20 protein-coding genes are annotated in these 19,457 nt (G+C 62.3%); 11 read left to right on the top strand and 9 right to left on the bottom strand.

Annotated features, from left to right (window positions below; translation table 11 throughout):
• The first annotated feature begins 110 nt into the window (after positions 1–110).
• On the top strand, positions 111–860 hold the full coding sequence (ydfG, locus tag ACJ8PI_RS07320) for a bifunctional NADP-dependent 3-hydroxy acid dehydrogenase/3-hydroxypropionate dehydrogenase YdfG (RefSeq protein ID WP_025302722.1): 750 nt from the start codon (positions 111–113) through the stop codon (positions 858–860).
• Positions 861–896: 36 nt separating this feature from the next.
• Here ydfG and ACJ8PI_RS07315 read toward each other — a convergent pair whose 3' ends face one another.
• The gene (locus tag ACJ8PI_RS07315; protein WP_033648230.1) at positions 897–1,223 is read right to left on the bottom strand and encodes a YnfA family protein; all 327 of its coding nucleotides are present in this window, start codon (positions 1,221–1,223) and stop codon (positions 897–899) included.
• Positions 1,224–1,371: 148 nt separating this feature from the next.
• Here ACJ8PI_RS07315 and ACJ8PI_RS07310 point away from each other — a divergent pair, with 148 nt between their 5' ends.
• A complete protein-coding gene (locus ACJ8PI_RS07310; protein ID WP_004938560.1) occupies positions 1,372–1,740 on the top strand; it encodes a DUF1283 family protein in 369 nt (122 codons plus the stop codon).
• An 89-nt stretch (positions 1,741–1,829) separates the two neighbouring features.
• Complete coding sequence (locus ACJ8PI_RS07305) at positions 1,830–2,129, top strand: DUF1161 domain-containing protein (RefSeq protein WP_047567632.1); 300 nt, start codon at positions 1,830–1,832, stop codon at positions 2,127–2,129.
• Between the two features lie 56 nt (positions 2,130–2,185).
• On the opposite strand, the gene ACJ8PI_RS07300 is transcribed toward ACJ8PI_RS07305, so the two are convergent.
• Positions 2,186–3,673: an MDR family MFS transporter gene (locus ACJ8PI_RS07300; RefSeq protein ID WP_047567634.1), complete on the bottom strand. Its 1,488-nt coding sequence runs from the start codon at positions 3,671–3,673 to the stop codon at positions 2,186–2,188.
• 508 nt (positions 3,674–4,181) lie between these two features.
• Here ACJ8PI_RS07300 and ACJ8PI_RS07295 point away from each other — a divergent pair.
• From ACJ8PI_RS07295 to clcB, 5 genes are all read left to right on the top strand, one after another.
• A complete protein-coding gene (locus ACJ8PI_RS07295; RefSeq protein WP_033638459.1) occupies positions 4,182–4,898 on the top strand; it encodes an ABC transporter permease in 717 nt (238 codons plus the stop codon).
• 64 nt (positions 4,899–4,962) lie between these two features.
• A complete protein-coding gene (locus tag ACJ8PI_RS07290) occupies positions 4,963–5,820 on the top strand; it encodes a glycine betaine ABC transporter substrate-binding protein (RefSeq protein ID WP_230199626.1) in 858 nt (285 codons plus the stop codon).
• 9 nt (positions 5,821–5,829) lie between these two features.
• Entirely contained in the window at positions 5,830–6,480 is a 651-nt protein-coding gene (gene osmW, locus ACJ8PI_RS07285; RefSeq protein ID WP_033638455.1) for an osmoprotectant ABC transporter permease OsmW, read from the top strand.
• Positions 6,477–7,616 carry an osmoprotectant ABC transporter ATP-binding protein OsmV gene (gene osmV / locus ACJ8PI_RS07280; protein ID WP_164134268.1) on the top strand — a complete coding sequence of 380 codons (1,140 nt, stop codon included), beginning with the start codon at positions 6,477–6,479 and terminating at the stop codon, positions 7,614–7,616. Before osmW ends, osmV begins: the two co-directional genes overlap by 4 nt.
• Positions 7,617–7,741: 125 nt before the next feature.
• On the top strand, positions 7,742–9,043 hold the full coding sequence (clcB, locus tag ACJ8PI_RS07275) for a voltage-gated ClC-type chloride channel ClcB (protein WP_060430135.1): 1,302 nt from the start codon (positions 7,742–7,744) through the stop codon (positions 9,041–9,043).
• Here the strand turns inward: clcB and ACJ8PI_RS07270 are convergent.
• Positions 9,040–9,432 (bottom strand): helix-turn-helix domain-containing protein, encoded by a 393-nt coding sequence (locus tag ACJ8PI_RS07270; protein WP_033648225.1) that lies wholly within the window; start codon positions 9,430–9,432, stop codon positions 9,040–9,042. The two genes, clcB and ACJ8PI_RS07270, sit on opposite strands and share 4 nt — an antisense overlap.
• A gap of 68 nt (positions 9,433–9,500) precedes the next feature.
• On the opposite strand from ACJ8PI_RS07270, the gene ACJ8PI_RS07265 reads away from it, so the two are divergent.
• Entirely contained in the window at positions 9,501–9,995 is a 495-nt protein-coding gene (locus tag ACJ8PI_RS07265) for a DUF2938 family protein (RefSeq protein WP_089187171.1), read from the top strand.
• A gap of 6 nt (positions 9,996–10,001) precedes the next feature.
• Here ACJ8PI_RS07265 and bioD read toward each other — a convergent pair whose 3' ends face one another.
• The 3 genes from bioD to ACJ8PI_RS07250 all read right to left on the bottom strand — a co-directional run bounded on the left by bioD (position 10,002) and on the right by ACJ8PI_RS07250 (position 13,079).
• Positions 10,002–10,667 carry a dethiobiotin synthase gene (gene bioD, locus ACJ8PI_RS07260; RefSeq protein WP_033638445.1) on the bottom strand — a complete coding sequence of 222 codons (666 nt, stop codon included), beginning with the start codon at positions 10,665–10,667 and terminating at the stop codon, positions 10,002–10,004.
• A gap of 144 nt (positions 10,668–10,811) precedes the next feature.
• Complete coding sequence (gene mlc / locus ACJ8PI_RS07255; protein WP_004938526.1) at positions 10,812–12,029, bottom strand: sugar metabolism global transcriptional regulator Mlc; 1,218 nt, start codon at positions 12,027–12,029, stop codon at positions 10,812–10,814.
• Between the two features lie 159 nt (positions 12,030–12,188).
• A complete protein-coding gene (locus tag ACJ8PI_RS07250) occupies positions 12,189–13,079 on the bottom strand; it encodes a LysR substrate-binding domain-containing protein (protein WP_033638441.1) in 891 nt (296 codons plus the stop codon).
• A 147-nt stretch (positions 13,080–13,226) separates the two neighbouring features.
• Here ACJ8PI_RS07250 and ACJ8PI_RS07245 point away from each other — a divergent pair, with 147 nt between their 5' ends.
• On the top strand, positions 13,227–14,495 hold the full coding sequence (locus ACJ8PI_RS07245) for an MFS transporter (protein ID WP_031300458.1): 1,269 nt from the start codon (positions 13,227–13,229) through the stop codon (positions 14,493–14,495).
• 51 nt (positions 14,496–14,546) lie between these two features.
• Here ACJ8PI_RS07245 and ACJ8PI_RS07240 read toward each other — a convergent pair whose 3' ends face one another.
• Both ACJ8PI_RS07240 and ACJ8PI_RS07235 read right to left on the bottom strand, forming a co-directional pair.
• Positions 14,547–15,833, bottom strand: coding sequence for a glycoside hydrolase family 10 protein (locus tag ACJ8PI_RS07240; protein WP_442528086.1), 1,287 nt, complete (start codon positions 15,831–15,833; stop codon positions 14,547–14,549).
• Between the two features lie 118 nt (positions 15,834–15,951).
• Positions 15,952–17,748: a glycoside hydrolase family 3 protein gene (locus tag ACJ8PI_RS07235; protein ID WP_164134269.1), complete on the bottom strand. Its 1,797-nt coding sequence runs from the start codon at positions 17,746–17,748 to the stop codon at positions 15,952–15,954.
• 332 nt (positions 17,749–18,080) lie between these two features.
• Between ACJ8PI_RS07235 and tus the strand changes: the two genes are divergently transcribed.
• A complete protein-coding gene (gene tus, locus ACJ8PI_RS07230; RefSeq protein ID WP_164134270.1) occupies positions 18,081–19,019 on the top strand; it encodes a DNA replication terminus site-binding protein in 939 nt (312 codons plus the stop codon).
• Here the strand turns inward: tus and ACJ8PI_RS07225 are convergent.
• Positions 19,009–19,377, bottom strand: coding sequence for a VOC family protein (locus tag ACJ8PI_RS07225; RefSeq protein WP_033638436.1), 369 nt, complete (start codon positions 19,375–19,377; stop codon positions 19,009–19,011). The genes tus and ACJ8PI_RS07225 overlap by 11 nt on opposite strands.
• Positions 19,378–19,457 lie beyond the last annotated feature (80 nt).

Below are 19,457 nucleotides of genomic sequence, written 5' to 3'. Positions count from 1 at the left end.
CGGCCCGGTGCGGCCTTTTTTTCTCTGCGCCGCGATAACCGCTGCCACTGCCAGCGGGTTTGTGCTAATGATAGAGGCATGTAGGGTAAAAACAGTTGAGGAACAGCAACATGATTATTTTTGTTACCGGCGCCACCTCCGGTTTCGGCGAGGCCATTGCGCGCCGTTTTATCCGTGAAGGCCATCAGGTGATCGCCGCCGGGCGCCGCCTTGAGCGTCTCGAAGAGCTGCAGGACGAATTAGGGCAAGCGCTGCACATCGTGCGGCTCGACGTGCGCAACCGCGCCGCCATTCAACAGGCGATCGAAGCACTGCCGGCCGAGCTGCGCCAGATCGACGTGCTGGTGAACAACGCCGGGCTGGCGCTGGGGCTGGAGCCGGCGCACAAGGCCAACGCCGATGACTGGGAAACCATGATCGACACCAACGCCAAAGGGCTGGTGAACATGACGCGTGCGCTGCTACCGGCCATGGTCGAGCGCAACGTCGGCCATGTGATCAACATCGGTTCCACCGCCGCCAACTGGCCTTACGCCGGCGGCAACGTGTACGGCGCCACCAAGGCGTTCGTCAAACAGTTCAGCCTGGGGCTGCGCGCCGATCTGCACGGCACGCGCATCCGCGTGACCGATATCGAGCCGGGCCTGGTGGGCGGCACCGAGTTCTCCAACGTGCGCTTCAAGGGCGATGACGGCAAGGTCAACAAAACCTACGAAGGCGCCGATGCGCTGACGCCGGAAGACATCGCCGAGTCGGTGTTCTGGGTCGCGACGTTGCCGGCGCGCGTCAACATCAACACGCTGGAAATGATGCCGGTCAGCCAGTCCTTCGCCGGGCTGAACATCCACCGCGGCGCCTGATCTCCGGCGGCGGGAGGCGACTCCCGCCGTGTTTGCTCAGGCTGCGCGCCAGCCTGAAACGATGATCAACATGCCCGCCAGCGCCACCCCCGCGCCCACCCAGTCCAGCGCAGACAGCTTCACCCCGTCCACCACCCGCAGCCACAGCAGCGCCGTCGCCACATACACGCCGCCGTAGGCCGCATAGACCCGCCCGCTGGCCGCCGGATGCAGCGTCAACAGCCAGACAAACAGCATCAGGCTCACTGCCGCCGGCAGCAATAGCCAGGCGCTGCCCTGCTTTTTGAGCCAGAGATAAGGCAAGAAACAGCCGATAATTTCAGCCAGGGCGGTGGCGAAAAACAACAGCGTGGTTTTTAACATCGGTCGCAGTTTTCTCTCGATAAAGTAAACGAATCGGCGCTTGGCTGGTGAATTTCAGAAGCGCGGTGGTATATTTGTCACCACGCCTGCGGGCGAAGTAACGCCAGTGCCGCCATCATCAGGCGCACTCACTCATAAGGATGAAACGATGAAAACATTTTCGACCCAACGACTGCTGCGCGGGATGCTGCCGGTCGCCATGCTGGCCGTTATGGGCGCCTGGCAGGCGCCGGCGCTGGCCGCCACCTGCACGCAGGGCAGCACCTGCGTCACCGTCGATGGCAAAGGCAGCGGCGCGATGAGCACCGAAGAAGCGCGCCAGAGCAAAGAGCAGTGGAATGATACCAAATCCCTGCGCCACAAGGTTAACACTCGCGTCGAGAAAGAGTTCGACAAGGCCGATCGCGCGGCGGATGACGAAGATCGCTGCAACGACAGCAACAACGTCAACGCGTACTGGGAGCCTGACACCCGTAAATGTCTGGATCGTCAGACCGGGCGTCGGATTAATCCTTAATCCGCCTGCGGCGGGTGGGCAAGCGTGAAACCCGGCCGCCATTACTGCTATCCTGTTACAGGAAGTCCATTGTCTAAAAGGATGACGTGATGAAGAAAACGCTGATATTAACCGCTGTCTTGCTGGCCGGCGCGCCGTTGGCGGCTCTGGCCTCCTGCGAAAGCGTGAAAGCGGACATTTCGCAGAAAATCATCAATAACGGCGTTCCGGAGTCCGGCTTCAAACTGGAGATCGTGCCTAACGATCAGGCCGATCAAGCGGGCGGCCAAGTGGTCGGCCACTGCGAAAACGACACCCAGAAGATCGTCTATACCCGCCTGAGCAATGGCGACGATCGCGGTGACGCGGCGCAGACCGGCAGCAGCCAGGATACCTCCAACACGCAGTAAGCCGCATCGGCTATCCAGGGCGCAGTTCATTCACAGCCGCGCCCTTTACTTTTCCCTTACGCCTGCTCCGCCTCTTCCCCTTCGCCCTGCGGTCGACAACGCGCCGGGATCAGCATCGCCGCCGCCAGCGCCAGCAACGACACCAACGCCGAAGCCAGGAACACCCAATGCAGCGAAGCCGCCACCTGCTGGATCAGCTGCGCCAGCGCTTCGCTCCCCATGCTCTGCCGCACCGCCGGCTCCATCAGCCGCTGCACCGGATCGTCAACCTCCGGCAAACGCCACTGCAGGTTGAGGTTCAGCGTGGCGCCCAAAATCGCGGTGCCGATGGCCGACCCCACCATGCGGGTAAACACCGTACAGGCGGTGGCGATGCCGCGAATGCTGTAATGCGCCGCATTCTGCACCGACACTAAAAACGTGGTGTTGCACAACCCCATGCCGGCGCCGACCATAAACGCCGCCACCCGGCCCCACAGCAGGCCGCCGGTCGGCTGCAGCATCAGCAAGATCAGGCCGCCCGCCACCAACAGCAGCGCACCCAGCAACGCCGTCGCGCGGTACGAGGTCATCAGCATCAAACGGCCGCTCAGCGTGCTGGCCAGCGGCCAACCGATCGACATCAGCGCCAGCGTGGTGCCCGCCTCCAGCGGTGAGCCGCCCATTACGCCCTGAATGAAAGTAGGCAGGAAGGCGCTGATGCCCATCATCGCCGCGCCGATCACCAGCCCGCCGATGTTGCCGGCGACGATCACCCGGCTTTGCCACAGCGCCAGCGGGAACAGCGGTTCGACCGCGCGCCGCTCCTGGCGGACAAGCAGCGCCAGCGACGCCGCCGCCAGCGCGAGCAACGGCGCCACCCACCATCCCAGGCTTTCCATCTGCAACAGCGCCAGCAGCAGCGCCGAAACAAACAGCGTCAGCCAGGCGGTGCCCGCCAGATCCAGCGCGTGCCGCCGCAGCTGCTGATGCGCCGGCAGATAGCGCCAGAGGAAGAACATCGCCAGCAGGCCGATCGGCAGGTTGACCCAGAACACCAGCGCCCACGGCAGGTGCTGCACGATAAACGCCCCCAGCAGCGGGCCGATGATCGCCGACACGCCCCACACGCTCGACAGGTAGCCCATCACCTTCGGCCGCTCGGTGGCGCTGTAGATGTCGCCGATGATGGTGGAGGCGATCGGCATGATGGCGCCGGCGCCCAGCCCCTGCAGCAGACGGAAGCCGATCAGCCAATACATGTCGGGGGCGAAGCCGCACAGCACCGATCCCAGCAGGAACAGCGTGGCGCCGAAGAAGAACACCCGCTTGCGGCCGTAGAGATCCGCCAGCCGGCCGTAGATGGGAATGGTGATCGCCTGCGCCAGCAAATAGACCGCGAACACCCAGCCCAGCAGCGAAAAGCCGCCGAGATCGCCGATGATGGTCGGCATGGCGGTGGCGACGATGGTGGCTTCGATCGCCGACATGAACATCGCCAGCATGCAGGCGATCAGGATCAGCGGGCGGTGGGCGATGGGTGCGGGTGAAACGTTATTTGTCATGGCGTTATGCAGGCTTCCTGGCGTTTTTATTTTCCCTGAGTATATCAGCAAGCGTCTGCGCCGAGTCTATCCGCCCTCACATCCTGCCTTTGCCGGCGGCGAATCGCACCATTTGGACTGATTGTTACGGCGTAACGTTTTGCTGCGGATTTTTTTTACTTTCCTCGCATCCCAGCGCTGACGCGGTCTGCGGCGCCAATCTGGGCAAACTCAATCAGCTGATTTTGTTCATAAAACTTGGCACGCTCAACGTCAGGGTGCTATACCTTCCCTAGCCGGCGCCTTTGGGCTTCGTGCTTTCTCGGGTTTAAATATCAGTATCTTATGCTGATTAACTCACGTATTGAGCCTACGTTCAGCACGCTGTGCCGAACGCACCCTTCGCTCAATCTCGCTAACCTCATGCGAAACGCCCGTTTTGTACCACCACGCCCGCCGGGCAGTGGGTAACAATCAGAGCGGAATGCGCCGCCTATCGGCCGCTCCGCGCAACGGAGGACGCAACATCATGCACAAGTCAGCGCCATACCGGCGCCTGCTCCTCGGGAGCCTGCTGTTTATCGCCGTCGTCGCGCTGCTGGTTTACGGCATCGGCTGGGAAACCCTCAAGTCGCGCCGGGAAGATTTGATTTACCTCGGCCAGCAGCACATGTTCCTGGTGGCGTGCTCCATGCTGCTGTCGCTGCTGGTCGGCATTCCCAGCGGCATCCTGCTGAGCCGCCCTTTCGCCCGCCGCTGGGCGGAGCACGTGATGCAGATCTTCAACGTCGGCAACACCCTGCCGCCGCTGGCGGTGCTGGCGCTGGCGATGGTGATCATCGGCATCGGCGACCGGCCGGCGGTGGTGGCGCTGTTCCTCGCCTCGCTGCTGCCCATCGTGCGCAATACCTATGCCGGCCTGCGTTCGGTGCCGCCGGCGCTGGTCGAGGCCGCCAACGGTATTGGCATGACCGCCGGGCAGCGGCTGCGCCAGGTCGAACTGCCCAACGCCCTGCCGGTGATCTTCGCCGGGGTGCGCATCGCGATGGCGATCAACGTCGGCACCGCGCCGCTGGCGTTTTTGATCGGCGCCAGCAGCTACGGCGAACTGATCTTCCCCGGCATCTACCTGAACGACTTCCCGACGCTGATCCTCGGCGCCGCCGCCACCGCGCTGATCGCCCTGCTGCTCGATCTGGCGCTGGCCGGTCTCGGCCGCCGGCTCAGCCCGCACACCGCATCCTGATGGGAGAAACGCGATGACTCGATGGTTACAACGACTCCGCCACGCGCTGCTGTTCTCCTTGCTGATGACCGGCGCGGCCGCCTGGGCCGCCCCGCTGACGCTGGCGAGCAAGAACTTCACCGAACAGCGCATTCTGTCGGCGATCACCGTGCAATACCTGCGGGCCAAAGGTTTTCAGGTCGAACCCAAGACCAATCTGGCCACGGTGATCACCCGCAACGCCATGATCAACAAACAGATCGACATGACCTGGGAATACACCGGCACCTCGCTGATCATCTTTAACCACATCAATAAGCGCATGACGCCGCAGGAAACTTACGACACGGTGAAAAAGCTCGACGCCAAACTCGGCCTGGTGTGGCTGCAGCCGGCGGACATGAACAACACCTACGCCTTCGCCATGCAGCGCCAGCGCGCGGAAAAAGAGCAGATTCGCACCATGTCGCAGCTGGTGGCCAAAGTGGAACAGGTGCGTAAAACCGACCCGAAACACAACTGGCTGCTGGGGCTGGATCTGGAGTTTGCCGGCCGCTCGGACGGCCTGAAGCCGATGCAGGCGCTGTACAACATGCCGCTGGATCGCCCGCAAATCCGCCAGATGGATCCCGGCCTGGTCTACAACGCCATCCGCGACGGCTTCGTCGACGCCGGGCTGGTGTACACCACCGACGGCCGGGTGAAAGGCTTCGATCTGCAGGTGCTCGAAGACGACAAGGGTTACTTCCCGAGCTATGCGGTCACGCCGGTGGTGCGCGCCGACGTGTTGCAAAACACGCCGGGGCTGGAAGAGGCGCTGAACACGCTGTCGAAACAGTTCAACAATCAGGTGATCACCGAGCTTAACGCCAGGGTGGATATCGACTACCAGACGCCGCAACAGGTCGCCGATGCGTTCCTCAAGCAGCGCGGCCTGATATAGGGAGGCATGATGAATACCATACTTTACGCCTGGCAAAACTGGGCCTATATCGCCGGATTGACGCTGGAACATCTGCTGCTGGTCGGCGTCGCCGTCGGCCTGGCGATCCTGATCGGCGTGCCGCTCGGCGTGCTGATCGTCCGCCACAAATGGCTGGCGACGCCGGTGCTGAGCCTGGCCACGCTGGTGCTGACCGTGCCCTCCATCGCCCTGTTCGGGCTGATGATCCCGCTGTTTTCCTTAATCGGCCACGGCATCGGCTACGTGCCGGCGATCACCGCGGTGTTCCTTTACTCGCTGCTGCCAATCGTGCGCAACACCCACACCGCGCTCGACAACCTGCCCGGCGGGCTGCGCGAAGCCGGCCGCGGCATCGGCATGACGTTCTGGCAACGCCTGCGCTGGGTGGAGATCCCGGTGGCGCTGCCGGTGATTTTCGGCGGCATCCGCACCGCCGTGGTAATGAATATCGGCGTGATGGCGATCGCTGCGGTGATCGGCGCCGGCGGCCTCGGCCTGCTGCTGCTCAACGGCATCAGCAGCAGCGACATCCGCCAGTTGATTACCGGTGCCGTGATGATCAGCCTGCTGGCGATCGTCCTCGATTGGTTATTGCACCGCTTGCAAATTGCGCTAACGCCCAAGGGGATCCGCTCATGATTAAATTGGAAAATCTGACCAAACAGTTCATGCAAAAGAACGGCACGCCGTTCAACGCCGTAGACAACATCAATCTGGACGTGCCGGAAGGCGAAATCTGCGTGCTGCTCGGCCCTTCCGGCTGCGGCAAAACCACCACGCTGAAGATGATCAACCGCCTGATCGAACCCACCGGCGGCACCATTCTGGTCAACGGCGAAGACACCAGCGCGCTGGATACCGTCAGCCTGCGCCGCAAAATCGGCTACGTCATCCAGCAGATCGGCCTGTTTCCCAACATGACCATCGAGGAGAACATCACCGTGGTGCCGCGCATGCTGGGCTGGGACAAAAAACGCTGCCACGATCGCGCCGAGGAGCTGATGAGCATGGTGGCGCTGGATCCCAAGCGTTTTTTGCACCGCTACCCGAAAGAGATGTCCGGCGGGCAGCAGCAGCGCATCGGCGTGATCCGCGCGCTGGCGGCCGATCCACCGGTGCTGCTGATGGATGAACCCTTCGGCGCAGTGGATCCGATCAACCGCGAAACCATCCAGAACGAGTTTCTCGACATGCAGCGCCAGCTGAAAAAGACCGTGATGCTGGTGAGCCACGACATCGACGAAGCGCTGAAGCTCGGCGATCGCATCGCGGTGTTCCGCCAAGGCAAAATCGTGCAGAACGCCAGCGCCGATGAGCTGCTGGCGCGGCCGGCCAACGACTTCGTCGCTTCCTTTGTCGGCCAGGATCGCACGCTGAAGCGCCTGCTGCTGGTGCAGGCCGGCGACGTGGCCGATCAACAGGAAACGGTGACGGTGCGGCGGGAGACGCCGCTAGTGGAAGCGTTCGGGCTGATGGACGATATCGACGCCCGCTCGGTGACGGTGGTGGACGCCGACGGCAAGCCGCTGGGGTACGTCAAGCGCCGCGCGGCGCGCGGCGCGCCGGGCGTCTGCGCCGACAGCCTGCACCGTTTCCGCGTCACCGCCCGTGCGGAGGAGAACCTGCGCGTGGTGCTGTCGAAGCTGTACGAGCACAACACCTCCTGGATGCCGATCGTCGATGAAGACGGCCGCTACAGCGGCGAAATCTCGCAGGATTACATCGCCGACTACCTCAGCTCCGGCCGCACGCGCCGGGTGCTGACGCCGCAATAACCCACGCCGGGGCGCTCGCCGCCCCGCCCACGCCGCAGTTTGCTAAAGATTCACTGGTCATCGGCCGGAGCGCCAAGCACAATGCGCTGATGACCCTTTGATTTTTCTCACGACGCCGCCCACGCATGAAAAGATTGGTCCACCTGCACCACTATCGCGCCCTGTTGCGCAGCCTGTTTATCGCCGTGTTCATCGGCGTCGCCGCCGCTCTGGCGGTGTGGCTGTTCCACCGTTCGATGATTGGCCTCGAGTGGCTGCTGCTCGGCAATGCCGACGGCAGCCTGGTGGCCGCCGCCGCCGCGCTGCCCGGCTGGCGGCGCGCCCTCACTCCGGCGCTGGGCGGGCTGGCGGCGGGCCTGCTGCTGTATATGCATCAGCGCTACCGCCACCAGCGCCCGGCGGCGCCCACCGACTATATGGAAGCGATCGAGACCGGCAACGGCAAGCTGGACACCGGCGCCAGCCTGGTGAAGTGCCTGGCGTCGCTGCTGGTGGTGTCGAGCGGCAGCGCCATCGGCCGCGAAGGCGCGATGATCCTGCTGGCGGCGCTGGTGGGCTCGCTGTTCGCCCAGCGCTTTACGCACGAGAAAGAGTGGAAACTGTGGGTGGCCTGCGCCGCCGCCGCCGGGATGGCCAGCGCCTATCATGCGCCGCTGGCGGGCAGCCTGTTTATCGCCGAGATCCTGTTCGGCACCCTGATGCTGGCCTCGCTCGGCCCGGTGGTGATCGCCGCGGTCAGCGCACTGCTGATGACCAACCTGCTCAACGGCGGCCAGGCGCCGCTCTATCTGGTGACGCCGCTCGCCGCCCCCTTGCCGACGCAATACCTGCTGATGGCGCTGGTCGGCGTGGTGGCCGGCGCCGGCGGGCCGCTGTTTTTATGGCTGATGACCGCCACCGGCCGCGCGTTCCGTTCGCTGCGGTTGAAGCCGCCGTTGCAGCTGGCGCTGGGCGGCCTGATCGTCGGGCTGCTTTCTCTGCTGTTCCCGCAGGTATGGGGCAATGGTTACAGCGTGGTACAGGCGCTGCTGATCGCGCCGCCGGGGGTATTGCTGCTGGGGGCGATCCTGGTGTGCAAACTGTTGGCGATCCTCGCCAGCAGCGGGTCGGGCGCGCCGGGCGGGGTCTTCACCCCGACGCTGTTCGTCGGCGCCGCGCTCGGTTCGATCATCGGTCAGCTGTTTGGCCTGTGGCCGGGCATGGATGCGGCGGTGCCGCTGCTGCTGGCGCTGACCGGCATGGCCACCCTGCTGGCCGCCACCACCCATGCGCCAATCATGGCGGCGCTGATGGTGTTTGAAATGACCGGCGAATACGCGCTGCTGCCCGGCATTCTGCTCTCGTGTGTGATCGCCACCACCGTGTCGCGCGGTCTGCGGCCGGTGTCGGTGTATCACTCGGCGCCGCCGCCCAAACGCGAGGCTTAGAACTCGCCCTGCTGCAGGATTTTCCTGAACTGCGGGCACTGCAGGTGCTCGGGTTCAGGGCAATCGACCATGTGGCGCAGCCCGTCGCGCACCTGCATCAGGCGTTGGATATGGCGATCCAGTTCATCCGCCCGCGCCGCCAGCAGCCCGCGATCGAGCGCTATCTTGCCCCGTTCGTCAAACAAGGCGCTCATCTCGTCCAGCGTAAAACCGGCCAGGCGCGCCAGCGCGATCAGCCGCAGTTGGTCAAGCACGCCGGCGGCGTATTGGCGGCGCAAACCGTGGCGGCCCGTCGACGCGATCAGCCCTTTCTTCTCGTAATGCCGCAGCGCGGAAGGCGCGACTCCGCTCAGGCGCGCCACCGCGCCGATATCCAGTTCTTTTGCCATTGACTTGAAGCCGACTTTAAGTTGCACACTGTGCGCACATTATCACGTCACTGAGCCAAGGACACCCTATGACCCCCGATCTGTTAGTGCGCATCCTGTTAACCGGCGCCGGCGCCACCCTCTGCATGGATCTGTGGGCGCTGCTGCTGAAGCGGCGCTTCGGCATCCCTTCTCTCGATTATGCGCTGGTGGGCCGTTGGTTTCTCGGCATATTCGACGGCCGCTGGTTTCACGCCACCATCGTTACGGCGCCGCCGCGCCGGGGGGAGAGAGAAATGGGTTGGATATTGCATTACGCCATCGGCATCGCGTTTGCCTTTATCCCGCTCGGGTTGGCGGGCAGCGGGTGGTATGCGACGCCGGAGCCGCTCATCGCGCTGTTGAGCGGCTGGCTGAGCCTGGCGGCGCCGTTTCTGGTGATGCAGCCCGCGCTGGGCTTTGGCGTGGCGGCGGCAAAAACCGCCTACCCACGAAAAGCGCGGCTCCTCAGCCTGCTCACCCACACGGTGTATGGGCTGGGCCTGCTGATCGCCGCCCGGCTGTTGGCGACGCTCTGCGCCTGAACGGGCTTACAGCAGCGTGGAAATATCGAGGTAGTGCGCCAGTTCGCGCTGCTCCGCGCGCGGCAGATACGGAATTTCACCCAGCAGCGGCGCGGGAATGCGCTGCTGCAGCGCCGCGATGGTTTCGGCATAGTGCGCCAACCCCGGGTTGATGCGGTTGGCCACCCAGCCCAGCAGCGGCAGACCGTCGTTGATGATCGACTGCGCGGTCAGCAGCGCGTGGCTGACGCAGCCCAGTTTGATGCCCACCACCAGCACCACCGGCAGCTGTTCCTGCACCACCCACTCGGCGTAAGGCCGCAGATCGTTCATCAGCACCCGCCAACCGCCGCTGCCTTCCACCACCACCGTGTCGGCTTTGGCGGACAGATCGCGCAGACCGCTGCTCATCACGCCATAGTTGATGTCCTCGGTTGCATGCGCGTGAAACACCTCATCCAGGCAGGTGATGGGATTGATCTCCTCGTAGGACAGCGGCAGGGTTGAGGTGGCCTGCAACACCAAAGCGTCTTTATTGCGGATGCCCTCACTGGTTTCCTGGCAGCGCGCGGCGATCGGCTTGTAGCCAGCCACCGAACGGCCATCGGCGGCCAGCGCCTGCATCAACCCGCGGGAAACCACGGTTTTACCGACGTCGGTATCCGTGCCTGTCACAAATAAACGCTTCAACATGAATAAAATGCCCCAGAATGCCCCGTTAACAATGTGTCGCCGCACCGGCGGCGAAGAAGTCTTGCGGAAAAATTCTAGGGGATGCGCCCCCATAGGGGCTTGAGGTAGCTCAATCTTTTGCGGGATTAATAAGAAGTTCTGATGTTAGCCCTGCAGCAGCTGCACCAGCAATGAACCGTTGTACAGCGCCTCTTTCACCAGCGCCGCGCCGGGCATGGTGCCCTGATTGAAGAACTGCGTGGATTCGACCTTGACCTGCTCGCTGTAGGCCGGCAGCGCCTGCTGGCGAATGCAGGAGGCGATGGCCGGATGCAGGATCTCCGCCGCGCGGTTGAGCGGCGAGCCCACCAGGATCTTCTCCGGATTGAACAGGTTGACCATGATAGCCAGAATACGCCCCACGCTGTGGCCGACGCCGAGGATGATGTCCCGCGCCAGCTGATCGCCCGCCAGCGCGGCGTCGCACAGTGATTCGACGGTCAGCGGCGCGCCGTGCAGGCTGGAGCTCATCGAGCCGCTCAGCCGCTGCTGGGCGATCTCCAGCATGTTCTCGATGCTGGCCACGGTCTCGAGACAGCCGTGGTTGCCGCAGTAGCAGCGTTTGCCGTAAGGATCGACCTGGGTGTGGCCGATCTCCACCACGCTGTGGCTGCCGGCGTGCAGCACATGGCCGCCGGTGATCACCCCGGCGCCGACGTTGTGGTCGATCACCACCTGAATGACGTTCTGGCTGCCGCGCGAGGCGCCGTACAGCGCCTCGGCCATGGTCCAGGCGCTGATGTCGTGCTGCAGGTAAACCGGCAGGCCGGTGCGGGTTTCCAGCGCCGGGCCGAGCGGCATCTCCAGCACGTCGTAAAACGGCATGCGATGCACCACGCCGGACTGCACGTCGATCATGCCCGGCAGCGTGATGGCGATCGCCGTCAGCCGCTCCAGCTTGCTTTGGTGGCGGATAAAGAACTGATCGACTTCGGTCAGGATGCGTTTCAACAGCGGTTCGGGGTGTTCGGCCGCCAGCGGCAGCTGTTCCTCCACCACCAGTTTGCTGCTGAGATCGCGCAGCGCCAGCGTGATGCTGCCGCGGCTGATGCGGGCGGACAGGTAATGCCAGGCTTCGGTGTCCAGCACCAGTCCCACCGCCGGGCGGCCCCGGCTGCCGATTTCCTGGTACTCGGTTTCCTTGACCAGGTGGGCTTCCAGCAGTTCGCGCACGATCTTGGTGATGCTGGCGGGCGCCAGCTGCGCGCGTTTTGACAGTTCGATGCGCGAAATCGGGCCCAGTTGATCGATTAGCCGATAAACCGCCCCCGCATTAGTCTGCTTGATTTGATCGATATGCCCAGGCTGCCCAACCGCAATCACAAACCTGCTCCTACTATTTTTCGCGCTTCTAAATAAAGACTAGGGGTTATGGTGGGGCTTTTGTCATACAGCGTCAACTATTTGATTCGTTATGTGATTTGCTGCACAAATTCCTCGCAATTTCAGCGTGAATCGAGTTTTATTTACCCGGTTTCGGCGTCATTTGAGCATCAACGCCATCAGCGCCTGCGCCGCAGCGGTCAGCGGCCGCCGGCGGTGATGCACCAGCCACACTTCGGTGGTGGCGTCCGGTTCCGCCAGCGGCAGATAGCGCACGCCGTCCACCCGCACCCGGGCGAAAGAGGCCGGCAGAATCGACACCCCCAACCCGGCGGAGACCAGCCCGATGATGGTCATCGCTTCGCCCACTTCCTGGGTGATGTACGGAGTTATGCCGGCCTTGCCGAGCAGCAGCAGAATTTCGTCGTACAGCGCGGTGCCCACTTCGCGCGAGAAAAACACGAACGGCTCCTGCGCCAGATGTTGGAAACGCAGCGCGCCGCCGGGCGTTTCCGCCAGCGGATGCCCTTGCGGCACCACCGCCACCAGCGGTTCGCGCAGCAGCAGCTGATAGTGAAGCGCTTCCGGCAGCCGCGTGTTGCGCATCACCCCCAGATCCAGCTCACCGTTCAGCAGCGGTTCGATCTGCTGTTTGGTGTTGATTTCGCGCATTTTGATATGCACCTGCGGCGAGTGCTGACGAAAGGCGCGCAGGCTGCGCGACACCACGCCGATAAAGGGCGCGGAAGAGGTAAAGCCGATGGTCATTTCCCCCAGTTCGCCGCGATCCAGACGCGCCGCCTTTTCCGCCGCGCGCCCGACCTGATCGAGCACCTGATAGGCTTCTTTGAGGAACATCTCCCCGGCCTGGGTCAAACTGACGTTGCGGTTGTTGCGCGCCAGCAGCCGCGCGCCGACCATCTCCTCCAGCGCCTGGATTTGCTGGCTGAGCGGCGGCTGGGAGATGCGCAGCCGCTCGGCGGCGCGGCCAAAATGCAGCTCTTCCGCCACGGCGATAAAGTAACGCAGGTGTCTCAATTCGATATTCATATTTAAAACGTCTTAATTTTAATTATTAATATATTAGACAAAAAAATCGCCGCTCCCTATCATTTTGTTATCTGCAAAGTGTCTGTTTATCTCCCCGAAGTTCGGTAAGGAAACGCTGTGACAACCCCTGTGCGTTCTGCGGCCGCGATGCCGTCGACGCTGGCCGCCAACGATGACGCGGCCGCTGCGCCAAAAGTAAAACGCTCCACCCTCAACAACAAACTCCCTTACATCGAACGCGGCACGCCGCAGTTTATGCGCGTAACGCTGGCGCTGTTTTCCGCCGGGCTGGCGACCTTCGCGTTGCTTTACTGCGTGCAGCCGATCCTGCCGGTGCTGTCGCAAGATTTCGGCGTCTCGCCGGCGGAAAGCAGCCTGTCGCTTTCGGTCTCCACCGGCCTGCTGGCGATCGGCCTGATGTTTACCGGGCCGCTGTCCGACGCCATCGGCCGCAAATCGGTGATGGTGGTGGCGTTGCTGCTGGCGGCGGTCTGCACGCTGATCTGCGCCTTTATGACCAGCTGGCACGGCATTTTGCTGATGCGCGCGCTGATCGGCCTGTCGCTGAGCGGCGTGGCGGCGGTCGGCATGACCTATCTCAGCGAAGAGATCCATCCCAGCTTCGTCGCCTTCTCGATGGGGCTGTATATCAGCGGCAACTCGATCGGCGGCATGAGCGGCCGCCTGGTGACCGGGGTGTTGACCGACTTCTTCTCCTGGCGCGTGTCGCTCGGGGTTATCGGCCTGTTCGCCCTCGCCGCCGCCTGCATGTTCTGGCGCATCCTGCCCGCCTCGCGGCATTTTCGCGCCAGCTCGCTGCGCCCGCGCACCCTGCTGATCAATTTCAAACTGCATTGGCACGATAAGGGCCTGCCGCTGCTGTTCGCGGAAGGTTTCCTGCTGATGGGCAGCTTCGTCACCCTGTTCAACTACATCGGCTATCGCCTGCTGGCGGATCCTTACCACCTGAGCCAGGCGATCGTCGGCCTGCTGTCGGTGGTGTACCTCACCGGCTCCTACAGCTCGCCCAAGGCCGGCGCGCTCACCTCGCGCTTCGGGCGCGGCCCGGTGCTGCTGGCCTCGATCGTAATTATGCTGATCGGGATTCTGATTACCGCGCTGCCGCAGGTGCCGGCGATCTTTATCGGCATGATGCTGTTCACCGCCGGCTTTTTCGCCGCCCACTCGGTGGCCAGCAGCTGGATCGGCCGCCGCGCGCGCCGCGCCAAAGGCCAGGCGTCGTCGCTGTATCTGTTCTGCTATTACGTCGGCTCGAGCGTGGCCGGCACCCTCGGCGGCGTGTTCTGGCACAGTTTCGGCTGGAATGGCGTGGCGGCGTTCATCAGCCTGATGCTGCTGCTGGCGCTGCTGGTAGTGCATTACCTGAAACGCCTGCCGGAAGCGGCGCGCCTTTGAAGAGAAAAAGCCGCGGTGGTTTGCCGCGGCTTGTCATGCCAGTGCCTGTGATTATTGACCGGTTTTCCAGCGGGTGCGCAGGTACTCCACCGCCTTATCCGTTTGCGGCTCAGTCAGATAGCGTTGCCGGAACAGGATGGTTCCCCCCATTCCCGGCAGGCTTTCGTTGAGATCGAGCTGCCTTTTCAGTTCGGGAACGCCGCCCTCGACGGCCCAGGCCGGCTCACCGGCGGCAGGCGTGCCTACTTTATACAGCGCCACCCCGGCATAGAGCCGAACCGACGTGCCTTTCACCACCTCGGCCCACCAGTTGGCCAGCACGTCGTAGCGGACAATTTCGCGATCAAAAGGCCAATACAGCTGCGGTGCGATGTAATCGAGCAGCCCCAGTTTTACCCACTGGCGCGTATCGGCATAGGCCGTATCGTACGATGGCGCGCCTGCCCGCGTCGCCGAACCGTCAGGATCGTCCGCTTTGTTTCGCCATACGCCCGCCGGGCTGACGCCAAACGCAACCTCGGGCTTCAATGCTTTGACGGCGGCTGACACCTGTTTTATCAATTGCAGCGTGTTGTCTCTGCGCCAGGCGGCTTTGTCTGCAAATCCTTTGCCGTATGCGCGATACGTTCGTTCATCATCCAGCGGCGATTGCGGCGTTTCGTAATAGAAATAATCGTCAAACTGAATGCCGTCGACATCGTAGTTTTTGACTATTTCAGCCACCACGCCGGTGATCCAGTTGCGCACGTCGGGCAGGCCGGGGTCGAGCACGAAGCGCTCGTTGGCGGTGCGTATCCAGTCGGGATGCAGCGCATAGACGCTGGCCGGCGGCGACTGCACCGTATGATTGAGTGCCTCAATCGTCTGTGGGCGGGTATTCATGGAAACCCGATAAGGGTTCAGCCAGGCATGCACCTTGATGCCGCGCCGATGCGCTTCTTGCAGCATAAAGGCCAGCGGATCATAGCCGGGATCCTGGCCAACGGTGCCGGTCAACACCTCAGACCAGGGCAAGATGTTTGAGCGCCACAGGGCCGTGCCGTCCGGTTTAACCTGAAAATAGACCGTGTTAATCCCGGTTTTCACCATCTCGTCCAGCGCGTCCGTCAGCCCCTGTTTCTGCTGGCAAACCCGCTCTTGCGCGGTTTCCGCCTTCAGGGAGGCCGCCGGCGGCCAGTCCAGGCCAATGACCGTGGCCAGCCAGATGCCCCGCATCGGTGTTATCGGCGGTGTCGGCCGCGGGGGCTTCTCCGGTTCGGGTGGCTTGGCGCATCCGCTCACGCCCAGCATGGCGGCCATCAACAGCCATCCGCCTAATTTTGTTGCGCCTGTCGGCATCCTGATTCTCCTTCCGTGAGTGACGGTTATCCCATGTCGTTGCGTGCAGAGCAAGAAACTGCCCGTTATCAAGCTGCCGGCGTCGCCTTTTTCAGACGACGCCGGTGTCCTTATCCCATCACCAGCTCAGCCCAGTCCCGCGAGGGAACGCCACCTTGCCCGTATTGGTTTCCGCATCGTAGTCATGCCAGGTGTTGACCGGCAATTTGCCCTGCGGTTTGATTTTACCCGTCAGCACCTGCGCCAAAGAGACCATCGAAGGGCCGCGCCACACGCCGCTGTCATAACCGTAGTAGGCGTAGGTGGCGACGGCCGCCTCCACCTCTGCGGCATAGTTCACGATATCGTAAGGGGCGCGCAGTGAGAGGTGAACGCGTTTTTTCCCTTGCTCGGCAGCGTATTTCAACCAGCCCGGATAAGGACTGCCTTCATTGCCCGCTCCGGTTGCGGAAGTCACCACCCCATCCTGCTCGGCAGGCGTAAAGCGGGTTGACAGCGTTCCGAGCAGGAACACGTCGCAGCCGGCAATATGCTCTCTGACCTGGGCGTCGCTCAGCTCCGTTTCCTTCGCGGCAACGACGTTCTGATACCCCTCCTGCGCCATCACGCGCGCAATGCCGTTGGCCTGCTCGCCCCACGGGGTCAAAATAAAGTAGCGCAGCGTTTTGCCCTTCAACGGCAACAGGCTGTGGCGATTGATCACCACGGTAATGGAGCGATCGGCGATGCGTTTTTCCAGCTTGTGCGCTGAGGACGAAGCGTCGTTGGAACAGGGGTGATCGCGATGCCCCATCAGGTTATGGCGTAATTTGAGGCGCAAAATTCGCTCGACCGAGGCATCGATATCGGCTTCGTTGAGATGGCTCGTTTTCACCCTGTCCGCAAGGTAACGGATCAGATCCGGCAGCAAGCGCGTCTGGGCCGGCGAGGCGATGCTGACAGGCATCAGGGCAATATCCACCCCGGCGGCAAAGACGTTTTCAGCGGCCACTTGCTGGCTGAAATGCTCGGCAATCGCGCCCATATCCAGCGCGTCTGAAATCGTTACGCCGGCATAACCCAGCTCATCGCGCAGGATGCGGGTCTGAATTTCATGCGACATGGTGGCCGGCACCGTGATTTTTTCACCGCTGCGGGTGTCTATCTGGCGGTTATCCAGTGCCGGATACTGAATATGGGCGGTCATGACCATGTCCGGCGCCGCGCAGCGATCGATGGCCTGCTTGTAAGGAGCGATATCGATGGCAAAAGCCTCTTCCCGCGTGCGATCGACGCGCGGCAAACCGGTGTGCGAGTCGGTGGAGGTGCTGCCATGGCCGGGGAAGTGTTTATACGCGGTGATCAGCCCCTGCTGTTTCATGCCCGCCACCATTTTCTCTGCCAGACGGGAAACGGTGTTCTTATCATCGCTGAAGGCGCGAACGTTAATCACCGGATTGAACGGGTTGGTGTTGACGTCCACGACCGGGGCAAAGTTGGTATTGATATGCAACGCGCGCATATCCTGGGCCATCAGTTTGCCTTGTTCAACGGCGAGATGTTTATCCGCACCGCCCTCAATCGCCGCTGCGAGCGCCATATTGCCGGGAAATGAGGCATAGTCGCCGCGCGGCAGCCGGAAAACGTTACCGCCTTCGTTGTCGGTGCCAATAAACAAACGAATGCCCGCGTGGGTTTTCATCGCGGCATACCAGGCCGTCAATGTGTTGATCTGCTGCTTGTCTTTCAGATTATTGGCAAACAGGATCACCCCACCCACGTGGTTATCGGCGATCAGCTTGCCAATGGCTTCATCGGGAACGGTCATATCCTGATTGCTGCTACCGCTCCGATCCCAGTAGCGAAAATCCAGCATGATTTTTTGCCCGATTTTCTCTTCCAGCGTCATGTTTTTGACTTTCTGTTTAATATCCACAGTGAACCTCCGTTTAAAGCGCCCGTTAATGACAGAAGAAAAGATAACCCCAAGGGCTCATCGCGTCCTGCCATTCCGTTTGTTCCAGCGTTTGGACAACGGCGAGCGGAAAATGGATTAAACAAAACACAAACGAACAGGAGAAAATCCATAAATTAATCAAAACACTACGCATACAGAGTGTATTGCGCGCCCTGCCGCCAAAGACCGTTATGGCGTATTTTCCGCTGATAAGCCGGGTGGCCAATGAAGCCGCCTTTTCCCCGGTAGCCTATGTTGCCCCCAGTCTGCTACTCTCCTATAGTATGTTGTAACTAAAACAGGAAGGTGCGATGAGCAGATACGATGTGATTGGCCGGATGAACGCCTGCTTTACCGAACTGGAGCAGGCGCTCGGCGCGCTGCAGCAGCAGATCGTCCCGCTGCGGTTGCTGGCGGCGCGGGTGTTCAGCCTGCCGGAGGTTGAAAAAGGCCAGGAACATCAGGCCATCTCACATATCGCGGTCGAACAGCATGTAGGGCAAGCGGCGCGCGATCTGGCGCTGGAGCACTATCAGCGGCTGTTTATCCACCATAACCGGGAGAATGTCAGCAGCAAGGCCGCCGTTCGCCTGCCCGGCGTCATCTGTCTGGCGGTGGAGCAGCCGGAGTATCAGGTGCTGCAAACGCAGCTGGCGCTGATCAATCGCCTGAAGGGCGAGCTGGAACAGATTATCACCGTCGATTCCGGCCTGGCGCCGGAGCAGCGTTTCGAGTTCGTGCACACCCATCTGCACGGGCTGATTACCCTCAGCGCCTATCGCACCCTCACCGCCCTGACCAATCCCGACTCCGTGCGCTTTGGCTGGGCCAACAAGCACATCATCAAAAACGTCAAGCGGGACGACATCCTGGCGCAGCTGGAGAAAAGCCTGAAAGCCGGCCGCGCGGTGCCGCCGCACAGCCGTGAACAGTGGGCTGCCCTGGTCAGCCGCGAGATAGACGACGTCAGCCGCCTGCCGCAGCACGCGACGCTGAAAATCAAGCGGCCGGTCAAAGTGCAGCCGATCGCCCGGGTGTGGTATCAGCAGCAGCAAAAACAGGTGCAACACCCCTGCCCGCTGCCGCTGATCGCCCTGTGTCAGGTTGAAAACGGCGCCGCGGTGCCGAAGATTGGCGAGCTGCTCAACTACGACGTCGACGCGGTGAAACACCGTTACAAACCCGACGCCCGGCCGCTGCGGCTGCTGGTGCCACGCCTGCACCTGTATACCGACGACGCTACTCGCTGAGGGCATACACCCGCAGGCGATGGCCGTCCGGATCCCGCGCCACGAAGGTGTAACCGAACGCCATCTCGGTCGGCGTTTGCTCAATCGGCAGCCCGAGTTCGCGCCACTGGTTATAGCGCGCCTCGACCTCTTGCGGATCCTGGCACAAAAAGCCCAGTTCACCGCCGCCGCCGGTCAGGGTCGCCGCAGGTTTTACCCCCTGTTTGGCCCACATCCCCAGCTTAAAGCCGTTGTTGAGCACGAACAGGGCGAAGCCGGGAGAAAGTTCCACCGGCGCCTGTCCCAGTAAGCGTTGATAAAAGGCGGCGCTGTTCAGCGGGTTGTCGACGTAAAGCAGGGTCATGCTGGGAAGAGTCATCGGTCTGTCCTCAGGGTGATGGGAACCGGCCGGTTCCCGATAGGCACAGACTAAAGCGCGCTACTGACAGTTTATGGCAG

Origin of the sequence: Serratia sp. CY82433, from assembly GCF_052166535.1 — a bacterium.
Classification (GTDB): Bacteria; Pseudomonadota; Gammaproteobacteria; order Enterobacterales; family Enterobacteriaceae; genus Serratia; species Serratia sarumanii.
This window is presented reverse-complemented; position numbering and strand designations above follow the sequence as displayed.